General features: G+C 62.3%; 21 protein-coding genes. 11 read left to right on the top strand and 10 right to left on the bottom strand.

Features of this window, described 5'->3' with window-relative positions; genetic code table 11:
- Positions 1-52 precede the first annotated feature (52 nt).
- A complete protein-coding gene (locus tag IRI77_RS24330) occupies positions 53-1027 on the bottom strand; it encodes a 2-hydroxyacid dehydrogenase (protein ID WP_194447598.1) in 975 nt (324 codons plus the stop codon).
- Positions 1028-1132: 105 nt separating this feature from the next.
- On the opposite strand from IRI77_RS24330, the gene IRI77_RS24325 reads away from it, so the two are divergent.
- The 3 genes from IRI77_RS24325 (at position 1133) to rseP (ending at position 5332) form a co-directional block, all read left to right on the top strand.
- The gene (locus IRI77_RS24325; protein ID WP_194447597.1) at positions 1133-2035 is read left to right on the top strand and encodes an NAD(P)-dependent oxidoreductase; all 903 of its coding nucleotides are present in this window, start codon (positions 1133-1135) and stop codon (positions 2033-2035) included.
- Positions 2036-2795: 760 nt separating this feature from the next.
- Positions 2796-3995, top strand: a complete 1200-nt coding sequence (locus IRI77_RS24320) for a 1-deoxy-D-xylulose-5-phosphate reductoisomerase (protein WP_194447596.1) — start codon at positions 2796-2798, stop codon at positions 3993-3995.
- A 14-nt stretch (positions 3996-4009) separates the two neighbouring features.
- A complete protein-coding gene (gene rseP, locus IRI77_RS24315) occupies positions 4010-5332 on the top strand; it encodes an RIP metalloprotease RseP (RefSeq protein WP_194447595.1) in 1323 nt (440 codons plus the stop codon).
- Between the two features lie 58 nt (positions 5333-5390).
- Here rseP and IRI77_RS24310 read toward each other — a convergent pair whose 3' ends face one another.
- The gene (locus IRI77_RS24310; RefSeq protein ID WP_194447594.1) at positions 5391-6167 is read right to left on the bottom strand and encodes an enoyl-CoA hydratase; all 777 of its coding nucleotides are present in this window, start codon (positions 6165-6167) and stop codon (positions 5391-5393) included.
- A gap of 43 nt (positions 6168-6210) precedes the next feature.
- Between IRI77_RS24310 and IRI77_RS24305 the strand changes: the two genes are divergently transcribed.
- The 3 genes from IRI77_RS24305 (at position 6211) to IRI77_RS24295 (ending at position 9197) form a co-directional block, all read left to right on the top strand.
- Positions 6211-6744, top strand: a complete 534-nt coding sequence (locus IRI77_RS24305; RefSeq protein WP_194447593.1) for a glutathione peroxidase — start codon at positions 6211-6213, stop codon at positions 6742-6744.
- Positions 6745-6811: 67 nt separating this feature from the next.
- Positions 6812-7792: a UDP-glucose 4-epimerase GalE gene (gene galE, locus IRI77_RS24300; RefSeq protein WP_194447592.1), complete on the top strand. Its 981-nt coding sequence runs from the start codon at positions 6812-6814 to the stop codon at positions 7790-7792.
- A gap of 97 nt (positions 7793-7889) precedes the next feature.
- Positions 7890-9197, top strand: a complete 1308-nt coding sequence (locus tag IRI77_RS24295; protein ID WP_194447591.1) for an efflux RND transporter periplasmic adaptor subunit — start codon at positions 7890-7892, stop codon at positions 9195-9197.
- Here IRI77_RS24295 and IRI77_RS24290 read toward each other — a convergent pair.
- Positions 9194-11008, bottom strand: a complete 1815-nt coding sequence (locus IRI77_RS24290) for a hypothetical protein (RefSeq protein WP_194447590.1) — start codon at positions 11006-11008, stop codon at positions 9194-9196. The two genes, IRI77_RS24295 and IRI77_RS24290, sit on opposite strands and share 4 nt — an antisense overlap.
- On the bottom strand, positions 10992-12716 hold the full coding sequence (locus IRI77_RS24285; protein WP_194447589.1) for a tetratricopeptide repeat protein: 1725 nt from the start codon (positions 12714-12716) through the stop codon (positions 10992-10994). The genes IRI77_RS24290 and IRI77_RS24285 overlap by 17 nt, the downstream gene beginning before the upstream one ends.
- Positions 12717-12789: 73 nt before the next feature.
- On the opposite strand from IRI77_RS24285, the gene IRI77_RS24280 reads away from it, so the two are divergent.
- Genes IRI77_RS24280 through IRI77_RS24270 form a run of 3 tightly spaced genes read left to right on the top strand, consistent with a single transcriptional unit; the run spans position 12790 to position 14943 of the window.
- A complete protein-coding gene (locus IRI77_RS24280) occupies positions 12790-13959 on the top strand; it encodes an acyl-CoA dehydrogenase family protein (protein WP_194447588.1) in 1170 nt (389 codons plus the stop codon).
- 7 nt (positions 13960-13966) lie between these two features.
- Positions 13967-14284 carry a copper-binding protein gene (locus IRI77_RS24275; protein WP_194447587.1) on the top strand — a complete coding sequence of 106 codons (318 nt, stop codon included), beginning with the start codon at positions 13967-13969 and terminating at the stop codon, positions 14282-14284.
- 2 nt (positions 14285-14286) lie between these two features.
- Positions 14287-14943, top strand: coding sequence for a class I SAM-dependent methyltransferase (locus IRI77_RS24270; protein ID WP_194447586.1), 657 nt, complete (start codon positions 14287-14289; stop codon positions 14941-14943).
- A 6-nt stretch (positions 14944-14949) separates the two neighbouring features.
- Here IRI77_RS24270 and IRI77_RS24265 read toward each other — a convergent pair whose 3' ends face one another.
- Positions 14950-18276, bottom strand: a complete 3327-nt coding sequence (locus IRI77_RS24265) for a UTP--glucose-1-phosphate uridylyltransferase (RefSeq protein WP_194447585.1) — start codon at positions 18274-18276, stop codon at positions 14950-14952.
- Positions 18273-19124, bottom strand: coding sequence for a sugar phosphate nucleotidyltransferase (locus IRI77_RS24260; RefSeq protein ID WP_194447584.1), 852 nt, complete (start codon positions 19122-19124; stop codon positions 18273-18275). Before IRI77_RS24260 ends, IRI77_RS24265 begins: the two co-directional genes overlap by 4 nt.
- A gap of 24 nt (positions 19125-19148) precedes the next feature.
- Between IRI77_RS24260 and ybaK the strand changes: the two genes are divergently transcribed.
- A complete protein-coding gene (gene ybaK, locus IRI77_RS24255) occupies positions 19149-19634 on the top strand; it encodes a Cys-tRNA(Pro) deacylase (RefSeq protein ID WP_194447583.1) in 486 nt (161 codons plus the stop codon).
- Between the two features lie 5 nt (positions 19635-19639).
- Here the strand turns inward: ybaK and IRI77_RS24250 are convergent, their stop codons facing one another.
- Both IRI77_RS24250 and IRI77_RS24245 read right to left on the bottom strand, forming a co-directional pair.
- Positions 19640-19960 carry a ComEA family DNA-binding protein gene (locus IRI77_RS24250; RefSeq protein WP_194447582.1) on the bottom strand — a complete coding sequence of 107 codons (321 nt, stop codon included), beginning with the start codon at positions 19958-19960 and terminating at the stop codon, positions 19640-19642.
- A 9-nt stretch (positions 19961-19969) separates the two neighbouring features.
- A complete protein-coding gene (locus IRI77_RS24245; protein WP_194447581.1) occupies positions 19970-20863 on the bottom strand; it encodes a serine hydrolase in 894 nt (297 codons plus the stop codon).
- A 41-nt stretch (positions 20864-20904) separates the two neighbouring features.
- Between IRI77_RS24245 and IRI77_RS24240 the strand changes: the two genes are divergently transcribed.
- Positions 20905-21261: a DUF937 domain-containing protein gene (locus IRI77_RS24240; protein ID WP_194447580.1), complete on the top strand. Its 357-nt coding sequence runs from the start codon at positions 20905-20907 to the stop codon at positions 21259-21261.
- Between the two features lie 71 nt (positions 21262-21332).
- Here IRI77_RS24240 and IRI77_RS24235 read toward each other — a convergent pair whose 3' ends face one another.
- Together IRI77_RS24235 and ypfJ are read right to left on the bottom strand one after the other, a co-directional pair.
- Positions 21333-21761 carry an NIPSNAP family protein gene (locus tag IRI77_RS24235; RefSeq protein ID WP_228486294.1) on the bottom strand — a complete coding sequence of 143 codons (429 nt, stop codon included), beginning with the start codon at positions 21759-21761 and terminating at the stop codon, positions 21333-21335.
- 12 nt (positions 21762-21773) lie between these two features.
- The gene (gene ypfJ, locus IRI77_RS24230) at positions 21774-22649 is read right to left on the bottom strand and encodes a KPN_02809 family neutral zinc metallopeptidase (RefSeq protein ID WP_194447579.1); all 876 of its coding nucleotides are present in this window, start codon (positions 22647-22649) and stop codon (positions 21774-21776) included.
- Positions 22650-22695: the final 46 nt, after the last annotated feature.

Here is a 22695-nt window from a genome sequence, read left to right as displayed (position 1 = left end):
ACACGATTATCGTGCAAGTCAGAACTAAATGTGGACGCCCGGCGGAGAGCCGTTACGCGGTCCAGGCGTCGGGGTTCAGCAGATTCGCGGGGCGCTCGCCTTTCAGGGCGGCGGCGGCGTTTTCGGCGGCCATCATCGACATGCGGCGGCGCGTGGCGACGCTGGCGCTGGCGATGTGCGGCGCGAGGACGACGTTCTGCAGCGACAGGAGTTTTGCTTCCACCTGCGGCTCGCGTTCGAAGACATCCAGGCCGGCGGCCCAGATGAGGCGCTTCTCGAGGGCATCGGCCAGGGCCACTTCGTCGACAACAGGGCCGCGCGCGGTGTTGATGAGGATGGCGGTCGGCTTCATGCGGGCCAGTTCGGCGGCTCCGATGAAGTGGCGGGTCTCGGGCGTGAGCGGGACGTGGAGGCTGACGAAATCGGAGTCGCGCAGCAGTTCGTCCTTGGAGACGAAGCGGGCGTCGAGCTCGTGCTCGAGGGCGGCCGGGGCGGGTTGTGCGTCGTTATAGAGGATGCGCATGCCGAAGCCCTTGGCCCGGCGGGCGACGGCGGCCCCGATGCGGCCCAGGCCGAACAGACCCAGGGTCGCGCCATGGATATCCTGGCCGGCCAGCAGGTCGATGAGCCAGGTCTTCCATTCTCCGGAATGGACAAAGGCATGGCCTTCGGGGATGCGGCGGGCGGTGGCCATCAGCAGGGTGAACGCGAAGTCGGCCGTGGTCTCGGTGAGGACTCCGGGGGTGTTGGTGACCAGGATGCCGCGCTCCGTGGCCGCCGGGACGTCGATGTTGTCGAAGCCGACGGCGACATTGGCGATCACCTTAATACCCTCGAGCTGAGACAGTATTTCGGCGTTCAGTTTGTCGGTGAGCTGGCTGACGATCGCATCGCAGCCTTTGGCGCGTTCGATCAACGCCTCGGTCGTCAGACCGGCGTCGGTGCCTTCGTAGTCCACCTCGAAGTCCTTGCGCAGGAACTCGACGGCTTCGGGGTAGACGCGTTTGCTGACTAGAATCTTCGACATGGCAGAGTCAGCCGCGATTGTCGCACGAGCGGCGAGGGGCTTACAATTGAGGATCTTCCATGAATCGTTGGTCACTGTAAAGAAAAGAAGGACAGGAGAATACACATGGCGAAACTGGGCTTCCTCGGTCTGGGCATCATGGGCGGTCCGATGGCCGGCCATCTTCTGAAAGCCGGGCACGAGGTGGCGTTGTGGTCCCACACGGCGTCCAAGGCGACGGCGCTGGCGGGACTGGGCCAGGCTCTGGTGTGCGAGATGCCAAAGCAGGTGGCCGAGAATGCCGACATCATCTTCCTGTGCGTGGGCGACACCGACATGTCGGCGAAGGTGACCTTGGGGGAGAACGGGCTGATTGAGGGGCTCCGGCCTGGTGCCGTGATCGCCGACTGCAGCACTGTCGCCCCCAGCTATGCCCGCCGTGCGGCCGCGACACTCGCCGAAAAGGGCGCCGAGTTCCTGGATGCTCCGGTAACCGGTAGCAAGCCGGGTGCCGAGGGCGCGACCCTGACCTTTATGGTGGGCGGCAACGAGGCGGTCTATGAAAAAGTGAAGCCCTTCATGGAATTGATGGGCAAGCGGTTCTACTACTGCGGAGGAACCGGGCTGGGGCTGCACGCCAAACTGACGCAGAACCTCATTCTTTCGAATCTGTTACAGGCGTTCAACGAGGGCATGGTGCTGGCCACCAAGGCGGGGGTGGATCCGGAACTGATGCTGGATATCCTGGACAATTCGGCGGCCAAGAGCGGATTGGTGTCGTTCAAGGCTCCGTATGTCTTCCGGCGCGACTTTAGTACCAATTTTTCAGTGAGATGGATGCACAAGGACATCGGCCTGATGCTGGAAACGGGCAACGAGATGGATGTGCCGCTGCCTTTGACCGCTCTGACGCAGCAGTTGTTCCGGGCGGCGATTGCTGAAGGGGTCGGAGAAGACGATATCTGTAGCACTATCAAGGTGTTAGAGCGCTTGGCAGGGGTCGAAGTAAAAAAATCCTCCCAAAAATAGTAGAAAGTTCTTGCAATCCGGGAAACGGTATACTAAGATTGGAATCAAGCCAGGGAGGCAACTCCCACCAAAGCGAGACTAACCTCAAAAGACCCCTGAAGCATTCAACCTCCCTGGCGCCCTCTGGGTCTTGCTTCCCTCCTCCAAAAAAATCCACCCGATCCTGAAGACGATCTGAACGTGCGTCGCCGTCCACCGGCTCCTTCCTCTCCCACCCCTTTTTCCTGCTGAGAATTCTCTCCCATTAGCGCTTCGCCTGCTGCGGTTTGCCATGACCGGAATTCTGACGGTTTCGGTCCGATTGGCGGACGGGGGTAGCGGATTCCAATTTTGGTGGCCGTTGGGTGAGGAGTGCGGGTCGCAGACCCAGCTTATGAGAAACTGGAGGGCTCATCGGACTGAGACAGAAGGGCTTGCCGGACGATGGCCGAGGTGCAAGGGAGTCGGGACGCACTCTTTCAAAATTCATAGTCTCGTATAATCAATGACTTACAGAATCCACACCGGCAGGTTTAATTTTTTCTACAGAAATTTGTAGAAAACTCTTGCAATCCGGGAAACAGTATTCTAAGATTGGAATCAAGCCAGGGAGGCAACTCCCACCAAAGCGAGACTAACCTCAAAAGACCCCTGAAGCATTCACCTCCCTGGCGCCCTCTGGGTCTTTCATTTCCTCCTCCAAAGCAGCAATCCACCGTAAAGAAATGTGCGCAACCAAATCAGTAGCAGCGCGCAGTGATAGAATTACGGGCGTTCGCTCATGCAACGAGTAACCCTCCTCGGATCTACCGGCAGCATCGGCCAAAGCACGTTGGACGTGGTTCGTCAGAACCGGCACCGCTTTGCGATCCACGCCCTGGTAGCGGGCCGTAACCTGAGCAGGTTGGCCCAACAGATACAAGAGTTTGAGCCCGCTGTAGCAGTGGTAGCCAGGGAAGAAGACGTCCCCGTGCTGGCCGCGCTCTTAAAGGAAGCGGGCGTGCGCGTACCCGACCTGCGCGCCGGGCTGGCAGCCTATACGGAAGTCACGACAGCGCCCGAGACCGATTTCGTCATGTCCGCGATCGTGGGGGTGGCCGGGATGGAAGCCACTTACGAAGCGATCCGCCTGGGCAAGCGTATCGGGCTGGCGAACAAGGAAACCCTGGTGGCGGGCGGCAGCCTGGTGATGGCCGCCGTGAAACAGTTTGAAACCGAACTGATTCCGGTGGACAGTGAGCACAACGGGGCTCACCAGTGTCTGCGGGCCGGCCGCCGGGAAGACGCCACGAAGCTGATTCTGACCGCATCCGGCGGTCCTTTTAGGAAAACTCCTAAGGAAGAGTTGCTTCTGGTAAAACCAGAACAGGCTTTGAACCATCCAACATGGCAGATGGGTCCACGGATCACCGTCGATTCGGCGACCCTGATGAACAAGGGCTTCGAAGTGATCGAGGCCTGCTGGCTCTTTGACTTCCCGACCAAGCAGGTGGAGGTAGTAGTACATCCACAGTCCACGGTTCATGCCATGGTGGAATACAATGATGGCAGCGTGATCGCGCAAGTTTGTGCGACCGACATGAGAATGCCCATCCAGTACGCCCTGACATATCCTGAGCGGGCGAACGCTCCGGTGCCGCGTTTGGATTGGGCCCAGGCCAGGACTTGGGAGTTCCACGCTCCGGACCTGGACAAGTTTCCCCTGTTGCGATTGGCATATGAGGCGCAAGATACAGGTGGAACCGCTACTTGTACGCTGAATGCAGCCGATGAAGTAGCGGTAGAGGCCTTTCTGCGGAATGAGATCTCGTTTCCCGGGATCGCGGAAGTGGTCGAAGAGACATTGAACAGGGTGCCCAGCCAGCCGTCCCAATCCATTGGGCAGGTGCTGGAAGTGGATCGGGAATCTCGAACGGTGGCGCGTCAGGTGACGCGCGAACGGTTGGGTGCGCGGGTGATGGCTAGCCCCGCAAAGTACTAGAAAAGGAATGGGGAATGGTTTTCTACCAATTCTTCGAGAATGTGTGGTGGCTGCTGGTCCTGATCGGGGTGATGATCATCATCCACGAACTGGGCCACTATTGGGCAGCCCGATATTTTGACATCCGGGTGGACACGTTCAGCATCGGATTTGGCCCGAGGCTGTTCGGCTTTCAGAAGGGCGAAACCGACTTCCGCGTAGCGTGGATCCCGTTCGGCGGGTACGTGCGGATGGCCGGTGAGCAACCTTCCGATGAGATTGACCCGCGTGGATTTCTGGCCAAGCCGCGGTGGCAGAGACTGATTGTCGTCTTTGCGGGCCCGGCCATGAACGTCGTGCTGGCGGTTGGGCTGCTGGCCGGCCTGTACATGGTCCGTTACCCGAAACTGGCGAGCGCCCAAGGGCCGGCCAGCATCGGTTACGTGAAACCGGATTCACCCGCCGCGAAAGCGGGCCTGCGTGAAGGCGACATCATCGTCCAGATTGAAAGCAAAGCCAATCCAACCTGGGAAGACGTATTGCTGAAGGAAGTGGTCAGCGCCAGCAAGGAACTGCCGCTGGTGATCGACCGCAAGGGCGAGCGTATTCCGTTATCGGTCACACCCGAGATGGACCCCAAGGCGGGTGTCGGCCTGGCCGGTTGGGCGGAGCAGACGGATATCGAAGTCGGCGGCCTGGTGCCCGGCATGGATGCGGAGAAGAAGGGCCTGCAGAAGGGCGACGTGCTCATCAGCATCAACGGCCAGCCCATTCGCACCATCTACCGGATCCACGAAGTATTGAAGGAATCCGACGGCCGCGCGGTGGATATTGCCTACCGGCGCAGTCAGGACGTCAAGACGGTCAGCATTCTGCCGCACTTTAGCGATCAGATGGGCGGCGGCGGCCGCTGGCTGATCGGGGTGGAATTGGCGCCGCGCGTGATTTACTCAAAGTTGTCGCCGGCAGCGGCCATCAATGAGTCGGTGAAGCAGAACCTGAAGGGCGCTACGCTCATCTATCAGTTCCTGCACGCGATTCTGGAGCGCCGTTCGTCGCCGAAGTCGTTGGAAGGGCCAATCAGCATTGCCCGGCTTTCTGGCGAAGCGGCTCGGGAAGGCCCGATGTCGTTCATCAACCTGATGGCGACGGTCAGCCTGAATCTGGCTATTTTCAACCTGTTGCCGATCCCGATTCTGGACGGCGGCGTCATCCTGCTGCTACTCATCGAGATGCTGATGCGGCGGGACCTGAGCCTGGCACTGAAGGAGACGGTCTTCAAGCTTGGCTTCGTCTTCCTGATGATGGTGGTGGTTTTCGTGCTCTACAACGACATCACGAAACTGCTGCCCGGCTGACGCTGGCTTCCAATCGAATCAAAACAAAGGGCATGCTTCGGCGTGCCCTTTTAGCTTTTTAGCGGCCGGTCCACTTGGGCGGGCGTTTCTGCAGGAATGCGGAGATGCCTTCCTGGGCGTCGCCGGCCAGTGCGTTCTCCGTCATGACCCCCGAGGCGTACTCGTAGGCGTGGTGCTGGTCGAGGTCAATCTGGCGGTAGAAGGCATTTTTGCCGAGACCGACCGTGTAGCTGCTGGCGGCGGCGATCTGTACCGCCAGTTCCTGGGTGGCTTCGTTCAGTTGCGCAGCCGGTACGACACGATTGACCAGGCCCCACTCCGCCGCCTCGTTCGCGGAGACCAGGCGTCCGGTGAGCAGCATTTCCAACGCGCGTTTGCGGCCGATGGCCCGGGTCAGGGGAACCATGGGTGTCGTGCAGAACAGGCCAATCTTCACTCCGGGGGTGGCAAAGGCAGCCAGATCGCTGGCCACGGCGAGATCGCAGGCGGCGACCAGTTGGCAGCCGGCGGCGGTTGCGAGCCCCTGCACCTGGGCGATTACGGGTTGGGGCAGGCGCTGGAGAGTCTCCATCATGGCGGAGCAGGTCTCGAAGATCTCGCGATACTCGGCCTCAGAGCGGCCGGTCATCTCGGAGAGGTCGTGGCCGGAAGAGAAGACCTTGCCCTCGGCCGCCAGGATGACGACCTGCACTTCCTTGGTCGCCGCGGTCGTTTCCAGGCACGCGATGAGCTCGCGCATCATCTGTAGGGAGAGCGCGTTGCGGCGCTCGGACCGAGCCAGCGTGATCGTCAGGACGGCTCCAACCTGTTGCGTGTGAATCATTTCCTGGTTCATGGATTTTCTGGTCCGATTTGGAAGCGCCAGCATCTAATGGCGCATGAAAGCGATTGCCACCGTCCTGGGAGGAGTACTCCTCGTTGCCATGAGCGCCTTTGCCGCCAACTCCATTTACGACTTTACGATGAACAACATTGACGGCAAGCCGACGCCGTTAAAGAACTATTCCGGAAAGGTCGTGCTGGTCGTGAATGTCGCCAGCAAGTGCGGCTTCACGCCGCAGTACACCGGCCTGGAGAATCTGTACCAGAAGTATCACAGCAAGGGCTTCGAGATCGTGGGTGTTCCGGCCAACAACTTTGGCGCGCAGGAGCCGGGCACGGACGAGGAGATCAAGACGTTCTGCTCGCGGAACTACAACGTAACCTTCCCCATCATGTCGAAGGTCAGCGTGAAGGGCGCGGATATAACGCCCTTGTATCAGTACCTTACAGCGGCCAAGGGTGGCGACGTGAAGTGGAACTTCACCAAGTTCCTGGTGGGCAAGGACGGCAAGGTGATTGAGCGCTTCGAGTCGAAGGTCGCTCCGGAATCGCCTGAGCTGACGGCCGCCGTGGAAAAGGCTTTGCAATAAGTTAGCCTGTTGAATCTGATAGCTTAGAGGGTTGGATCGCCCGCGAGGCGGCCCAACCCTTTTCTTTATGGCTCGCATTCTCGTCACCGGCGGCGCCGGCTACATTGGTTCGCACACCACACACCATCTCCTTTCCCTGGGCCATGACGTCCAGGTACTGGATGACCTGTCGAAGGGCTACGCCCACAACGTGCCGGAGGGCCGCCTGCACGTCGTGAATCTGCACGATACGGCCGCGCTGGACCGCGTCTTTTCCAAGGGCCATTTCGATGCGGTGATTCACTTTGCGGCCTTCATCGCGGTAGGCGAATCGGTGCGCGAGCCGGAAAAGTACTTCCGCAACAATACGGGCGGCTCGTTGTCGCTGCTGGATACGATGCGGCGGCACGGAGTGCGGCGTCTGGTGTTCAGTTCGACGGCGGCGGTCTATGGAAATCCAGAGCATGTGCCGATCGTCGAAGACCAGACTCTGAAGCCCGTGAATCCCTATGGGGAATCGAAGCTGATGACGGAAACGACGCTGCGCTGGCTGGATGAGTGCTCGTCGCTGCGCTATGTCGCGCTACGCTACTTCAACGCCTGCGGCGCGGAGAGCAAGTACGGAATCGGCGAGGAGCACGAACCGGAAACGCACCTGATCCCGCTGATCTTCCGGGCGATCCGGACGGGGAAGCCGATCACGGTGTTTGGCAACGACTACCCGACTCCGGATGGCACCTGTGTGCGTGACTATGTCCACGTGTCGGATCTGGCGGAAGCGCACAGGCTGGCCCTGGACAGTCTGCTTGCCGGTGGCCCCAGCGGCGTGTTTAACGCCGGGATGGGCCAGGGTTATTCGGTGATGGAAGTGATTCGCGCGGCGGAGACGGTGACGGGGCGGCAGGCATCCTTCACGTTGGGCGAGCGGCGCGAAGGCGACCCGGCCGAACTGGTGGCGGATTCCTCTAAATTGCAGAAAACATTTGGCTGGAAACCCAAGTACGACACCCTGGCGTCGATTGTGGAGAGCGCCTGGGCTTTTGATGCCCATAAACATGGCGCTGTCTGAAAGATTGCCTCTGTAACCTCGGGAGTCCGGGATTGCGCCTTTTCGTTTGTTGGCGCGTCGAGTCCAATGAAAGGCTGAGTGTGTCTGTATGCCCGCGATGACGAACCCCAACCCGGATCAGCTGCCGATGCCGAAGTATACGGGCGAACCGCCCAAGAAGCCGAATCCGCTCCCTAACATATTGGGAGGATTGGGCTTGCTGGCACTGGTGGGCGGTGGTGCGTATTACTGGAACGTGGTGCGTCCGGCGCGAGCGGCCCAGGCGGCGGTCGTCGCAGTGGCCAAGACGGTGCCTGTTCGCCGGACCAATATCGAAATGCGGTTGCGGGTGACCGGCCAGACTTCGGCCCGTGAGTTTGCTTTTATGGTTGCTCCGCGCATCCGGTTCCGCGGCGTGGACCCGAACATGGTGCTGTTGAAGCTGGCGACGTCGGGTTCGATGGTCAAAAAGGGCGATGTCGTGGCGGAGTTTGATCCGCAGGCCATGAAGGATCGCATGGACGACCAGATCGCCACGATCAAGGACTACGAGAACAACATCAAGAAGCGGCGCGTAGAGCAGGAACTCGACATGGAGAACCTGCAACAGTCCCTCCGCCAGGCCAAGGCGGCTGTGGATAAGGCCAAGCTCGACTTCCGTACAACTCAAATCCGCATGGATATCGACAGGGAGCTGCTGCAGCTTTCCGTCGACGAGGCGGAAGCGGCCTATAAGGAGCAGCAAACCGACGTTCCTCAGAAGGTGGCCTCCCAGAAATCGGACATGCGGATTCTGGAGATTACGAAGAAGATTGAAGACATCAACGCCGAGCGCCAACAGGGCGATCTGGACAAGATGGTGATCAAGGCCCCGATGGACGGGATGGTGGTGCTGCAGACCATGTTCCGGCCGGGCGGCGACCAGGTCACGCTCGCTGTTGGTGATCAGGTGCGGCCGGGCCAGCCGATCATGAAGATCATCGATGCCCGCACCATGCAGGTGGAAGGCCAGATCAACCAGTCAGAGAGCAGCACCTTCCGCATTGGCCAGCCAGCCGATGTCAGCCTCGACGCCTTCCCCGGATCTCACTACGATGCAAAGGTTTACGCGATTGGCGCCCTGGCGACCAGCGGCGGCCGGCAGCAGTTCTTTATTCGCAACGTGCCGGTGCGCGTGCAAATGGTCAATCCGGACAAGAACGTGATTCCGGACCTTTCGGCCTCCGCCGATGTACTGCTGGGCAAGGCCGACAACGTTCTCGCGGCTCCGGCGTCAGCAGTCGAGCAGAACGGCGACAAGAACTATGTGTATGTGAAGAATGGCAATACGTTCGAGAAGCGCGAGGTGCGCCTCGGCATGAACAACGGGACGCAGGTGGCCATTCTCGAAGGTGTCAAAGAGGGCGAAATCGTCCGGGTGAACTAAGGTTCGCCGGCGCCCAGGGTAACCGTGTGATGACCCGCCGGTAGCAGGCGGAACTCACCACTGGGCAATACAGCAATCGCGCGGGTCCGAGCCGTGTAAGTGACCGTCAAACGACTGTCATGGAGCACGGCTTTTTCCATTCCGCCATTGAAATCAAGCAGGAGCGGGCCGGGTTGCGTTCCTGGCGGACAAGGTTCGACTTGGCTGTGCCCGGCTGGCAGCAGCAGCCGGCCTGCCTGGTGGATCCGCCAGGGTTCACCGTTCACCAGAGCGCAACCGGTCCACGCGACAGCGACCACTTGGGGTGACTCGACGTCAAAGGCATCACCGGTGACGGAATGAGTGGCTGGAGAGGCGGCGGCGGCCAACAGCGGCCAATCCACCGGGAGGATGGAGTTCTCGAAGTATAGGGCAACCTGAGGGAAGGCCGTGGCTGCGCCATGAACCAGACGAAACAGTTCGGCCCCGGTCTGCTGCTTGGTTGGATAGACGTCCTGGTAGCGCTCGACCACATTGATGTCGATGGCGAGCGGTTGCCCGCCGGCTACGAGCGGGACGTAGCGGCGGGCGATCTCCTCGTAGCGTTCCGGCCCCAGGTGCCACACCGTGGCCGGATCTTCCACAAGGAACGTTGCATGGTGCGCGGCGGCTGCGGGCAGCAGGCGGGCAGCGTCCGCGCCGACTTTGTCGCGCATGGTGAGGTCGAAGCGATCGTCAACGTGGGTGAAGGCGAGATCGAGCCAGGGCTTCGACTGGCGGATGGACTCGATGCGGTTGAGCCAGTCGGCCTGGAGGCCGGCGACGAGGTCGGCGCGATAGTCCAGGAACTGGCGCATGGGACGAGCGTCACGGGCGTGGAAGCGCTTCGAGCGCGGGTCGTACAAGTCTTTGGGATCAAAGCCGTTCTTCTCGCGGAACGCGTCGCGCACCTGGGTGTTGAACGGCGTGAACCGGGCTGGATTCTGGTAGCCTTCCAAGGACTCGAAGTAGAGTTCTCCCAGGTTGACGCCGTCCCAATCGAAGCGTAGGAGCAGCGCTCGCAGGCCCTGGTCAATCGATGCGGCGCAGTCTGGATTGTTCAGATTCATCAACTTGCGCCAGTCGAGATGGGCGTCCTGGCCGGTGGCGGTCTGTTCGCGCCACTCCGGGTGATCGGCCCAGAAGCGGTCGCTGACGTGCGGGAGTTCCACCCAGGCGTAGGTGACGATGGCGTGGCGGTGGCAGGCCTCGATCAGGCGGCTGAGCCAGGCATCGCGCTCCGGATCGGGTTCCCAGTAGTGCCAGGCGGCGATATGGAGGGCAGAGACCCCACCGGAGCGCCAGCGGGCGGCAAGGTAGTCAGGATCGGCGCGCAGGCGGTAAGAGGAGTCGAAGAAGGCCCACAGTCCGCGGCTCTCGGCGCGGGGCAGCAGGCCCAGCTCCGCCAATGCCTGGGGGATGTAAGGGAAGCGCTCGTAACCCTGCTCGCCGAGAGGAACAGCCGTCCAGAAGACGATTTGCGAACCGCGCCGGAAGCCAGCCGCCAGGGGTGCGCCGGTCCACCGTTCGCGGGTGAAAACGATCGCTTCCGCCGGCAACTCGTAGCGTGGCACGGTTTGCGCCTCTTTCCATACGATTTGGAGTTCGGGGCCGAAGCGATCGGTCACGCTGCGAACGTTGACGGTTGCGGATCCGGGCTGAAAGCCCTCCTTCGGCACAGCTCCTTCGAGGATCGTCACACGGGCGGAGTCGAGCCCCAGGGACTGGAACAGACGCGGCCAGGAGCCCCAGGCCGTCAATGTAAATAACAGACAACTAATGAGATAGCGCATACCACAGTCCAGTGCGGACATCCCAGTAGCCGGGATTCCGTGACCCCGCGGGCATTGTGTACTTGCCGTAAAGAATGTCGTAGCGGAGCACCATGCCGCGCGGCATGCCCGGCAGTTGGACCCTTATTCCGGGTCCAAACTCCGCAAAGTTGGCCCAGGAGGCTCCGAGACGATCGGCCGTGAAATTGAAGTTCCAATAGGCCATCAACTGGTGGCCGCGCTCGTCCTTGGGCAGGGTGTAGCCGAACTGCGTTTGGGAGTACAGGAACAAGTCGTCCTGTTGGCGATGGAGGTAGATGCCGTCGAGGGCGGTCTCGGTGAACCAGCCACCTTCCGGCGAGCCGAACAGGCGGCCCCAGCCCTTCGACCAGGAGAGCCCACCACGGTAGTCCGGGGTGGCCAGGCCGAGGTTCGGGCGACGGCCCAGATAGCTAACAGCCTCTCCGGCCTCAAACCAGCCGTAAGCGTGCGGGAAGAGCCGGGCTTTGAGTCCGACTGCGCCAATGAAGTTGGTCTCGGACAAGTAGGTATAGGCATTGAACTTCACGCCGCTGCGGGTGTCGCCCAGGAAACGAAGGGACACGTACGGGGTAAAGATGGAATGGCCGAGGCGGTACTCGGCGGTCGCCTGGCTGTAGAGGAAGGCGTCGTTCCAGCGTGAGGAGTAAAGAGGGACGAACCATGCGGAGACGTGAAGGCCCGGCCGTGTGGCGCGCAGGGCGGAATAGGCCTGCGCCGCCTTGGGCGCTACTTCGGCGTCGTCCGAGCGGCGGGCCAAGGCGAACCACTGCAGCGCCTCGGTGTCGCGGTGCAGCATGTTGTTGGTGACCCCGAGTTGGTAGAGAACCTCGGCGTCTTTCGGATTCTGTTGGTACGCCTGGGTCAGGTATTTCAAGGCGTCGTTCAGGTAGCTGTTTTCCAGGGAGCGGGCCCCCATCTCCTTGGCTTCGAAAACGGGGGAATCGTCCTGCTGGGGTGAGGACGGCGGCGTGGCCAGGGCGGTCTCCGTGGCGGTGGGCAGCGAGCCGCCCAGTTGTTCGCGGGCCGACTCAGCAACTCGCGGGGAGCCTGTGCGCCAGGCGGTGACCAGCGCGGACCGGGCCTTTGAGGCGTCGCCCTTTTCCTTCCAGACGCGGGCGAGGTCGAGCAGGAGATCGGTATTGCCGGGGCGGCGGCGCCAGGCCTCCTCGAAGTGTTCCGCGGCCAGGGCGGGTTCGTCACGCTTTTCGGCCAGGCGGGCCAGTTCCTCGTGGGCCGACCACTGGCCGGGCGCGCGGCGCAGCGCCTCCTGCCAGCGGGTGATGCCGGTGCGCAGGGGCTCGTCGATGTCTTCAAAGGCGCGGTCAGCTTTGGCGCGCACCTGAGGATCCACTGAGTCCTTCAGCCGCAGGAAGAGTAGGCGTGCCTGGCGGGGCTGGCCGGTTTCGAAGCTCAGAAACGCGCATTCCAGCGCCGTGGAGTCATCCAATGGGTCGAGGCGCAACGCGTCTTCAAACTGGCGGCGGGCGGCGAGGCGATCGCCAGTGCGGAGCAGGGCGTAAGCGAAGTCCTTGCGGATCCTGGCGTTGGCAGGATTGCAGGGTAGCGCCAGATGGAAGGCCGCGACCGCCGCATCGAGCCTGTTTTCGCGAAGCGCCGCATAGGCCGCGGTGGCCGGATCGGCCGGCCAGAGGGCGCACGAGGCGTCCGACAGTAGCAGGAACAACACGAGCATTTGAAAAAGTAGTGCGAGCGTAAGGTCTTCGCTCTCACGGAATATTCAGGGTCTAACATGGAGGTATATGACTCCCTTTCGGGGTGTGGATTACCTTCACATCGATTCCCTGTTGAACGATGAAGAGAAGCTGGTCCGGCAAACAGCGCGCCAGTTTACAGAGGACCGGGTGGTCCCGATCATCAAGGACTGTTACAACCAGGGCCGCTTTCCGGCCGAATTGATTCCGGAGATGGGCGAGCTCGGCTTCTTCGGGGCGAATCTCGAAGGCTACGGCTGTGCCGGCCTCTCGAACGTGGAATACGGACTGATCATGCAGGAACTGGAGCGGGGCGACTCGGGCCTGCGCAGTTTCGTCAGCGTGCAGGGCGCGCTGGTGATGTATCCGATCCACACCTACGGCAGCGAGGAGCAGCGTGAAAAGTACCTGCCGCTACTGGCCGAGGGCAAGCTGATCGGCTGCTTCGGATTGACCGAACCCGGCTTCGGATCGAACCCAGGCGGCATGACAACCACGGCGAAGCGGGATGGCGAGGATTGGATCCTGAACGGCGAGAAGACGTGGATCACGAACGGGACCGCGGCCGGCGTGGCTGTTGTGTGGGCGCGGACTCCGGAAGGGGTTCGAGGCTTCCTTGTCGAAAAGGGGACGCCCGGTTTCACGTCGAGCGACATTCACGGAAAGTTGTCGATGCGCGCGTCGGTCACGTCATCGCTGGCGTTCAACGATTGCCGGATTCCGGAGTCGCAGCGGCTGCCGAATGCGATCGGGTTGAAGACGGCATTGGGATGCCTGTCGCAGGCCAGGTACGGCATTGGCTGGGGCGTCCTGGGTGCGGCCATGGACTGCTTTGAGACGGCGCGGCAGTACACGCTGGTGCGCAAGCAGTTCGACGACAGGCCCATCGCCACCCACCAACTGGTGCAGGAGAAGCTGGCGTGGATGGTGACGGAGATTACCAAGGGTCAGCTGCTGGCGATGCAGTGCGGCCGGTTGAAGGACGGAAAGAAGCTCGACTTCGCGCACGTCTCGATGTTGAAGAGGAACAACGTGGCCATCGCCCTGGACTGCGCGCGCCTTTCGCGCGATCTGTTGGGCGGCAACGGGATTATCGACGATTATCCGATCATGAGGCACATGTGCAACCTCGAGACGGTGAAGACCTATGAGGGTACCGACCATATCCACGCGCTGGTGATCGGCGAGCGGGTGACCGGTCTACCGGCTTATCGTTAAGGAGAATATGAAGCGTAGAAGTTTTGTGACGGCGGCCCTGGCCGCGGTATGCACCGCGTGCGCGAAGAAGGGTGAAAACCGCTTCGATTACGGCGAGGCGAAAAAGAAGTACGAGCTGAAAGGTGTGGTTGTAAACCTCAAGCCGGAAGATCGCGTGGTGGTGGTGAAGCATGAGAAGATCGGGGATTGGATGGAAGCCATGACCATGGAATTCCCCGTGCCCTCGGCCGAGGAGTTCGGCAAGCTGAAACCGGGCGCCGCGATTCGCGCCACGGTCAACGTGAACGACATGTTCTTCTGGCTGACCGGCATTACGGTGGAGTAACCATGCGCACTTCGTTCGTGTTTCTGTTTGTGGCGGGTATGGGTTTGTTGGCGGCGCAGACGCAGAGAAATCCGGCCGCCCGTTGGGATCAGATCTATCTCAACCAGGACGCCAAGGTTCCCGTGAATCCGAGCACCCTGGTGCTGGAAACCACGGCGAACCTGAAGCCTGGCGCGGCGCTGGACGTGGGCATGGGCAACGGGCGGAACTCGATCTATCTGGCTCGCAAAGGCTGGAAAGTGACGGGTGTCGACATCTCTCCGGCGGCCGTGAAGCAAGCCAGCCAGGAAGCGGCGAAGCTGAAGGTGGAGTTCGACGCACGAGCCGGCGACATTGAGCGGATGGACTTGGGCCGCGACCGGTACGACCTGATCCTTTGCATGTACATCCACATGGTGCCCATCAAGAACGCGCGGAAGCTGATCGAGGCGCTGAAACCCGGCGGGTTGCTGATCGTGGAGGGGCATCATGCGGACGTGCAGTCGCTGGGCCTGCGGCCCGTGTCGGGCGGGCCTCCCGGCTACATGACGAATCAGCTGGTGCGGGCGTTCGAGCGGCTGCGGATCCTGCGGTATGAGGATCGGACGATGCAGGCCGAATGGTCGAACGGTCCCGAGGGCAAAGCCCCCATCGTGCGCCTGGTGGCGCGCAAAGAGTAGCTGCCGCTACCAGTCGCACTGCGCTTCGGCATAGGCAGCCGAGCCGTCGGAGAGCCAGCCATCGAGCTGGGCAACTTCCTTGAGCTGCTGGCCGCGCATGCGCGGGACCACGGCGTAGCCACAGGTGAGTTCCGGCAGCGCGGTCATGTCACCCCAGAGCTTCTCGAACTGAGTGACGGGAAAGATGTCTTCCTGGCCAGTGCCCCAGCGTTTCTTCACATCCTTCAACGTGATGTAGGTGGGCATGCGCGCGGCGAGATTGCGCACGGCGACAGCGGTCTTTTCATCATCGGCCAGATCTTCCACGGTGAGATGGAAGACACGCAGCAGGGCGTCCACACTGATCCACATGGTGTTGCTGTTGTAGTAGGAGAGCTCGAATTCGAGCTTCTCGTCGGGCAGCGCCAGGCCTTCGATGAGCCGGACACGACCGTCGACCCGCGCCAGGCCGCCGCCTCGATCCTCGACTTCCCGACCGATGACTTCGGCGGTGAGGGCGGCGCCGGAGTCGATGTGCAGGCCCAGCAGCCCCGGGTCCAGCGAGACACCCATGGTGTCGATGTTGTGCAGCATCAGGTAGCGCAGGTTGGGTTGGGCTTCCAGCAACCGGCGCAGGGTACCGTTGCGCAGCAGGTTTGGGATCTCATACCAGTGGCCGACGGGGTGAAGGCACTGCTGCGGAAGGTTGTCGGTATAGTCCGAGGCTTCGCCGAGTGAGGTGGCCCAGTTCATGAGGGCGGCGCGGCCGCTGTCGCGGACCTTCTGCTTCTGGTCGTCGAGCACCTGCTGCGGCATCTCCTGCCAGGCAAAGCGAAGGTCGCGAGCCGTCGGAATCAGGCGCAGTCCGACAATGCGGCCGGGCGATAGATGGAGGGGCCCCTCATAACCGAAGTTGCCCGCGGCCTGCAGGTACTGCTGCATCGGGGGGTGGGTGAGGTAACTGGTGGTGAAGACGTGGGGGATGGGGTGGCCGAAGCGGCGCGCGGTCTGGCGCGACTTGGCGAGATGGATCTCGACGAAGCTGCGATGGCGGCCGGCCATCAGGACGAAGGGGTTGAGTGCTTTGACGACGCCGGCGCCTTTGGTCCAGCGGCTGCCGGCGCCTCCGGCCAGGGAGATCACCGCCACGGAGCCTTCCGACAGCGCCTGGGCGCCGAGTTCCACCAGACGGGCGGGCAGCGGCAGGCGCGCGTCGATCACTTCCGCTGGGGCGACGTCCTGGATGCGGCTGCTGACGGGCAGGCGATTCTGGGCGAGGCCGATGCGGCCGCTGCGGAGGTCGGCGCGGATCTTCTCGTGTTGGACCCGATCGAAGCCGTAGTCTTCCAGCAACTGCTGGAGCGAAAGGGCTGAGCCGCTTTCCTTGTTCGTGTCGCGCGGCAGCAGGCGATCGAAGAGGGTCTGGACCATGCCGGTGAGTTCCGGCTTGTGACGGCAGGCTTCGCCGAAGGCCATCAGGTCGCCGCGCTGGGCCGGGCTGAGTTCGCGCGTCTGGCGGCGGACGAGTTCGGGGACACGCAGGGCGTAGTAGCCCGCGGGCAGGAGACTGTCTTCGCCGGTGAGGAGTTCGGCCCAGGTACCGCGTTCGTTGATGGTGAAGTCGTAGACGACGGGTTCCATCGCGAAAGGCACGGCACGGTCCATGGCGCGTTTAGCGGCGAGCATGATTTCGGCCATGCGCTGCTGGGCGCGGACCTTCACCTGCGGCGCGAACAGGAAGCCCATGCCGCCACCGGCCATGCCGCCGAGCATCCAGAAGCCCCAGAAATCGTCGCCGAACTCCTGGCGGGCGCCCTCAATGAGACGCAGCGTGTACTGGTTGGCTGCCCACGGAATGATGGTCTGAATGGGTCCGTCAAAGTTGCGCTGGGTGCAGGCGCCGACACCGCGGATGTCACCGCGGCGCAGGCAATCGATGATCTCGTCGAGGAGTTCGATGGCCTGCAGGCGGCCCTGCCATTCCTTCTCCCCGCGCAGCAGATACTTCTCGGTGACCATCTCGAGAATGGGTCCGACGTCCTGTGCCATGCCGCCATGGACGAGGACGAGGCTGTGTTGCAGCTTCTCGCGCGTTTCGGCGGAGATCTCTTCGAGCGGGAAGACGCGGTGGCGAGGCAGCAGGCAACCGCGGCTGATGCCGAATTCGACGTCGCCTTCGCGGGCCACGACGCCTTCGATGAGCTTCATGCCGGGCCAGACCCCGCCTGAGTCCTGCCAGCCGCCACCGCTGCCGCCCAGCCATTCACCGAGGATGGCCCGTGCGGCGACGAGCCGGCGGTCGCTTTCCTGGAGTCCTCCGATGAGGGAGTGGATCTGCCCGGTGGCGCGCATGCAGACGGAGATCAGGCTGGCCAGCAGGTTGGTGGAGACGGCGAGACGCGAGCCCTTGGGGATGTCGTTGACCTTGCTGGCAACTTCCAGACCACAGCCGGGCCGGCCGGTCAGGGCGGTGAGCAGTTCAGCCAGGGATTGACCGGAGCCTTCCATGCCGGGCGGCACGACTCCGGCGGCGATGATGGCGGCTTTCAGGAGACCGAGATAGTCGCGCCCGAAGTCGAAGACTTCGGCGAGAGAGGTGATGTCGGCGGTGGCGCCCAGGTCCACGCTGGCGAGCCGCAGGACCGGTTCGTCGATGACGCGGAGATAGGTTTCGACGGGGGGCTTTGGGGTGGAGTCGCCCTGGCCACGGACGGCCAGATCGATGGACGTATTCAGGACGCGGGCGCCCTCGGGGAAGTCCATGCCGAGAAAGAAGATGTCGCTCCAACCGCTGTGTGAGAGGTCCATGCGGACCGGGGTGGCTTCGCGCAGAACAGGGAAGACGCCGGTGGAGGGGTGGGCCTGGAGCAGCTCCGGCCGGAGGCGCAATGGGTAGTCGGCGGGGTGGCCGGTGCGGAACATCCACTGGTTGCCGCGCACGCTACGGACGCTGCGGCGGACCTGGTCGGCGAGATTCTGGAAGGCGAGGCTGCGATAAGTGGTGGCGAGGGCGCTGCTGACGGCCTGGTTAGGACCCTGCTGCTGCTGCGCGTCGAGGAAGCAGCGGATGGCTTCTTCAAAGCGGCGGTGCAGCAGGTGGGTATAGCCCTCGAAAGGGACACGGCCCTGGGGGGCCACGCCGGGCTTGCCGGCCAGGTACATGCGGTGAACCGAGGCGAGGAAGAACAGGGCGCGGACGCGGGTGTACAGGTTGTCGCTGTCGCGGCGGAGCGCTTCCAGCTCCTCGCATTCGGTGAGGAGGGTTGCCGCGGTGGCTGCGCGGCAGAAGGAATCGAGAGACCGGTTGCGTACTTCCTGGTCTGAGGAGAGGATGATGCGGGCCAGTTCACTCATTTCGCGGCCGTCTCCCGCAAGGCCATCAGTTCGACCAGTTGCGAGAGAATCTCGTCGCGGTCGCGGCCGCTCAGCCCCAACGCGAGCTGGGCGGTGAGCAAGCCGTAGCGGGCGCCCAGGTCGTAACGGCGATGGGTCATCTGCAGGGCGAGGTAGCGCTCGCGGCGTGCGAGTTCGGACAGGGCGGCGGAGAGGGTAACCGCTCCGGTTTTGGATTCGAGGAGGAGTTCCTCGAGGATGGCCATGACGCCAGGGGTCAGCACGTGCATGCCGAAGAAGCAGAGATAGTGTCCCGAGCGCAGGCCGGGCACGATGATCTTCTGTTCAGCTTCGGTGGGTGTGGGCTTCTCGAGGACCGTATCGACCTTGTAGAGACGGTCGCGCCCGGCGAGCCGCTGCCCGCCGACGGCTCCAAACTCTTTGAGGTGGCCCTCGCGGGTGGCCTGCACGGTGGACACTGAGCAGTTTTCGGCTTCGGCCACCTCGATGAGCTCGGCGGCGCAACTGGCCTCGCCGCGGCTGACGTACAGGTGATCGCTCACCAGGTGCAGGAAAGGTTCGCCGGCGGTGAACTGACGGGCACAGTGAATGGCATGGCCGTAGCCGCGAGGTTCTGTCTGTTCGACAAAGCGGACGCGGCCCGCATGGTCGCCGGTGACGGAGGCATAGTTGCCGGCGTCGCCGGGACAAACGACGACACAGATTTCTTCCACACGGGCGCGGACAATCTCTTCCAGCAGGATGCCGAGGACGCTACGCTCCTGGCCATCGCGATCGACAAGATTCTGTAATGGCAGACGACGCTGCGCCGGGGAGGCCGCGGTGACTACTGCTTTGCGTATCCGCATAGTTTCCTATGTACCATCGTAACGATGGCCGCTGCTAAGACGAATGCTGTACGTTTCCTGGAAGGATTGAACATTTCGTTCGAAGTGAGAGAGTACGAGGTGGATCCGGAGGACCTGTCCGCTGAGACCGTTGCCGCGAAGATAGGCTTTCCCCTGGAGCAGACCTTCAAGACCCTGGTGGCGCGCGGCGACAGGACAGGTGTGTGTCTGGCCGTGATCCCCGGCAACGCCGCACTGGACCTGAAGGCGTTGGCCAAGGCTATGGGGGACCGCAAGGCGGACACGGTCCCCTTGAAAGAAGTTCAGCCGTTGACCGGCTACATCCGAGGCGGCGTCACCGCGCTTGCCGGCAAGAAAGACTACCCGGTCTATCTCGACGAATTCGCGCAGCTCTACGATCGCATCTCGATCTCGGCAGGGCAGCGCGGCATGCAGATTCTGCTCGCGCCCGAGGATTACCGCCGCGCCGTCAATGCGATTTATGCGCCGATCGCCAAGGATAAGGAGTAGCCGGGTTACTTCTGTTTGGCTACGATGAGGTCTTTGATCTTGTCGTAGGTGGCCTGCGGCAGAATGCTCTTCTGGACCAGTTCATCCTTGCGCTTGTAGGGGCGGCCTTTGACGATCTTGCCGGAGTAGGCGTCGCCGATGCCGGGCAAGGCCTTGAGGGAGTCTACCGAGGCGGTGTTGATATCGAGCAGATCAGCAGCCTTGGCGGGCGCGGCAGCCGCGGACTTGACTGCTGTTTTGGCATCAGCAGCCTTCTTGGCTGCCCCTTGGCCGAACGCGAGCGACAAGGCTACTATCGCTACTGGGATCAGACGGAAGAGCTTCATAGCGGACAGTTATAGCATGCCTGTCAGTCCCCGGCAAAGGGTTTGCGCGGCGCGCGAAATGAGCAGCAGGCCGGGGTTGTCCTGGCTCTCGTCGATCTGTTTGAGCCCGTCGACGGTGATGGCGAGGGCGACGCGGCCCTTGGGTGTATAGACGATGCCGACATCGGAACGCAAAGCGTCCAGGGCACCGGACTTGCTGGCGACCGGCATGGCGCCCATGCGGCGGCCGATGCCGTCCTTGAACTGCTGGCGCTTCAGGATGTCGAGCATGGCCCGGCTGGAGGCGGCATTCACGACCTCGCCTTTCTCCAGCCGTTCCAGCAGGCTGACCATTTCAAACGGTGTGGACGACCCGATGCCGAAACGCTTGTTCTCTTCCAGCAGGCCGGCCTTGCTCCAACCGGAGGGCGCCTTGAGTTGATTGCCGTCGCCACGCACCTTGCGCATGCTGCGCGTCTGCTTGAGACCCATGGTGTCGAGGAAAGCGTTCACCGCGTCCGCGGTGATGAGATCGAGAATAAGGTTGGTGGCCGTGTTGTCGCTGACCACGATCATGACGTTCACGACGTCGCGCAGCGGCAGGTGCAAGCCGGCGGAGAATTCGTGGAGTACGCCGGAGCCCGAGACTTTGTCCGACTCACGCAGCAGCAGGGTACGGTCCCAGCGGAGTTGGCGCCTGGCAACCTTATGGAAGACGGCCGCCATGATGGGTAGTTTGATGGTGCTGGCGGTGCGGACGCGGGCATTCTCACGCAGGCCGAAAGATTGGCCGGTGTCGAGATTCTTGGCATAGAGGGAGATATCGGCGTCCACACCCAGCATGTCGCGGCGGATGGCGTCCAGCAGATCTTTTGAGGGGGCCAGCGCCATGGCGGGCAGGGATAGAAAATTCCGGCGTCTCATGTGATGATGGGTCCTCTGGTGAAAGGAGTGATTTTCACATCATGGATCTTCTGGAGAACATGCTGCAAGGCGGCGGCGGGGACGTCGTCCGGCAACTGGCCGGCCAATTCGGCCTGGACGAGAGTCAGGTGAGTTCGGCAGTGGGTGCGCTGCTACCCGCGCTGCAGGGCGGCGCGGCCCACGAAGAAGCAGCCGCGCAAGCCGCGGCGAGTACGGGGCTGGATAGCGGACTGCTGCAACAACTGGCGCCGCTGCTGAGCTCGTTCCTGGGCGGACAGCAGGGCGGCCAAGGCGGCGGACTGCTGGATACGGTGACGTCGATGCTGGACCGGGACAAGGACGGGTCGGCGCTGGATGACGTGCTGGGGATGGCCCAGAAGTTTATGCAGAAGGAATAGCGAAGGGCTCTCTAAAGAGAATGGCTCCGGCCGCCCGCGATGGGGCGGCCGGAGCCGTTGTTGTTTTGGGGCTAGCGCAGCTTGGAATAGTCAGTCGGGTCCATGAAGACCGAGTCGACTTTGGTGACGATCTTGCCGCCGACCTCGGAAGCGTCGCGAACCTTCTTCCACTCGGGATCGTTCCGGAAGGCATCCCAGGAGGCCTTGGCCGCGTCGCGGCTCTTGTGTTCCAGGATGTAAATGAGCGTGTTCTCATGCTCCGGGCCATCGGAGGGCACCCAGTAGCCGATGTTCTTCATGCCGTGTTTCTCAAAGATTTTCGTGGTGTGGTCACGGAACCGGGTGAGCAGGTTGGGCAGCTTGCCCGGCTCACAGTGATAGGTCCGCAATTCATAGACGTGGGTTTCGGCCGCGGATGCCGGAATGCCGCGCGCCATCCAGCCGGCGGTGGCGGCTAGCGCTGCAATAGCTAGGGTGAGGAGAGGAGTTTGGTATTTCATAGCTGGGCCTGATCAGTCCTGGGCGAAGGTATTGCACGCCGAGAGCTTCCCTGAATTGTATCCCCGCTGGAACCATTCCATGCGCTGGGCGGAGCTACCGTGGGTGAAGGACTCCGGTGAAACGTGACCGGTGGCCGCCTTCTGCAGACGGTCGTCCCCGACGGCAGCAGCCGCGCCGAGGCCGGATTCGACGTCGCCTTTCTCCAGGATGCCGCGTTCATTGGTGCTGTGTCCCCAGATGCCCGCGAAGCAATCGGCCTGCAGTTCCATCTTCACGGAGAGGGCATTGCGTTGGGATGGGTTGCGGCGCTGGGCGGAGCGCACCTGCGCTTCAATGCCGAGGAGATTCTGGATGTGGTGACCGATCTCGTGGGAGATGACGTAGGCCTCGGCGAACTCCCCGGGCGCGCCGAACTTTGTGCGGAGTTCGTCGTAGAAGCCGAGATCGATATAAACCTTCCCGTCGCCAGGGCAGTAGAAGGGACCCGTCGCGGATTCGGCCATGCCGCAGGCGGATTCCACGCTGTCGCGGAACAACACCAGCTTCGCCTTCTGATAAGTCTTGCCCTGGGCAGTGAGCATTTGTGCCCAGGTCTTCTGGTTGTCATCGAGAACGAATGAGACGAACTCGACGAGGGGCTGTTCGCTCTTCGTGCGGGCCGTATCCGGTGCGCGACGGCTAACGCCGGGCGAACCCCCACGGCTGAGACCCAGGAAGGGACTGATGAGATCGGTTTTGAAGACCAGGCTCAGGACGCCGAGCACGAGCATGCCGCCCAGACCTAGCTTGAAACCTCCGAAGCCACCACCCCCACCACCCCCGCCACTTCCGCCGTCGTCGCGGCGATCCTCGATGTCGTCACTTGAGCCGCCGGGTGTCCAACGCATACCCAGTTCCTCCTTGCCTATCCTCGATTCCCCAAGTCTGGCATTG

Source organism: Paludibaculum fermentans (assembly GCF_015277775.1).
Lineage (GTDB): Bacteria > Acidobacteriota > Terriglobia > Bryobacterales > Bryobacteraceae > Paludibaculum > Paludibaculum fermentans.
This window is presented reverse-complemented; position numbering and strand designations above follow the sequence as displayed.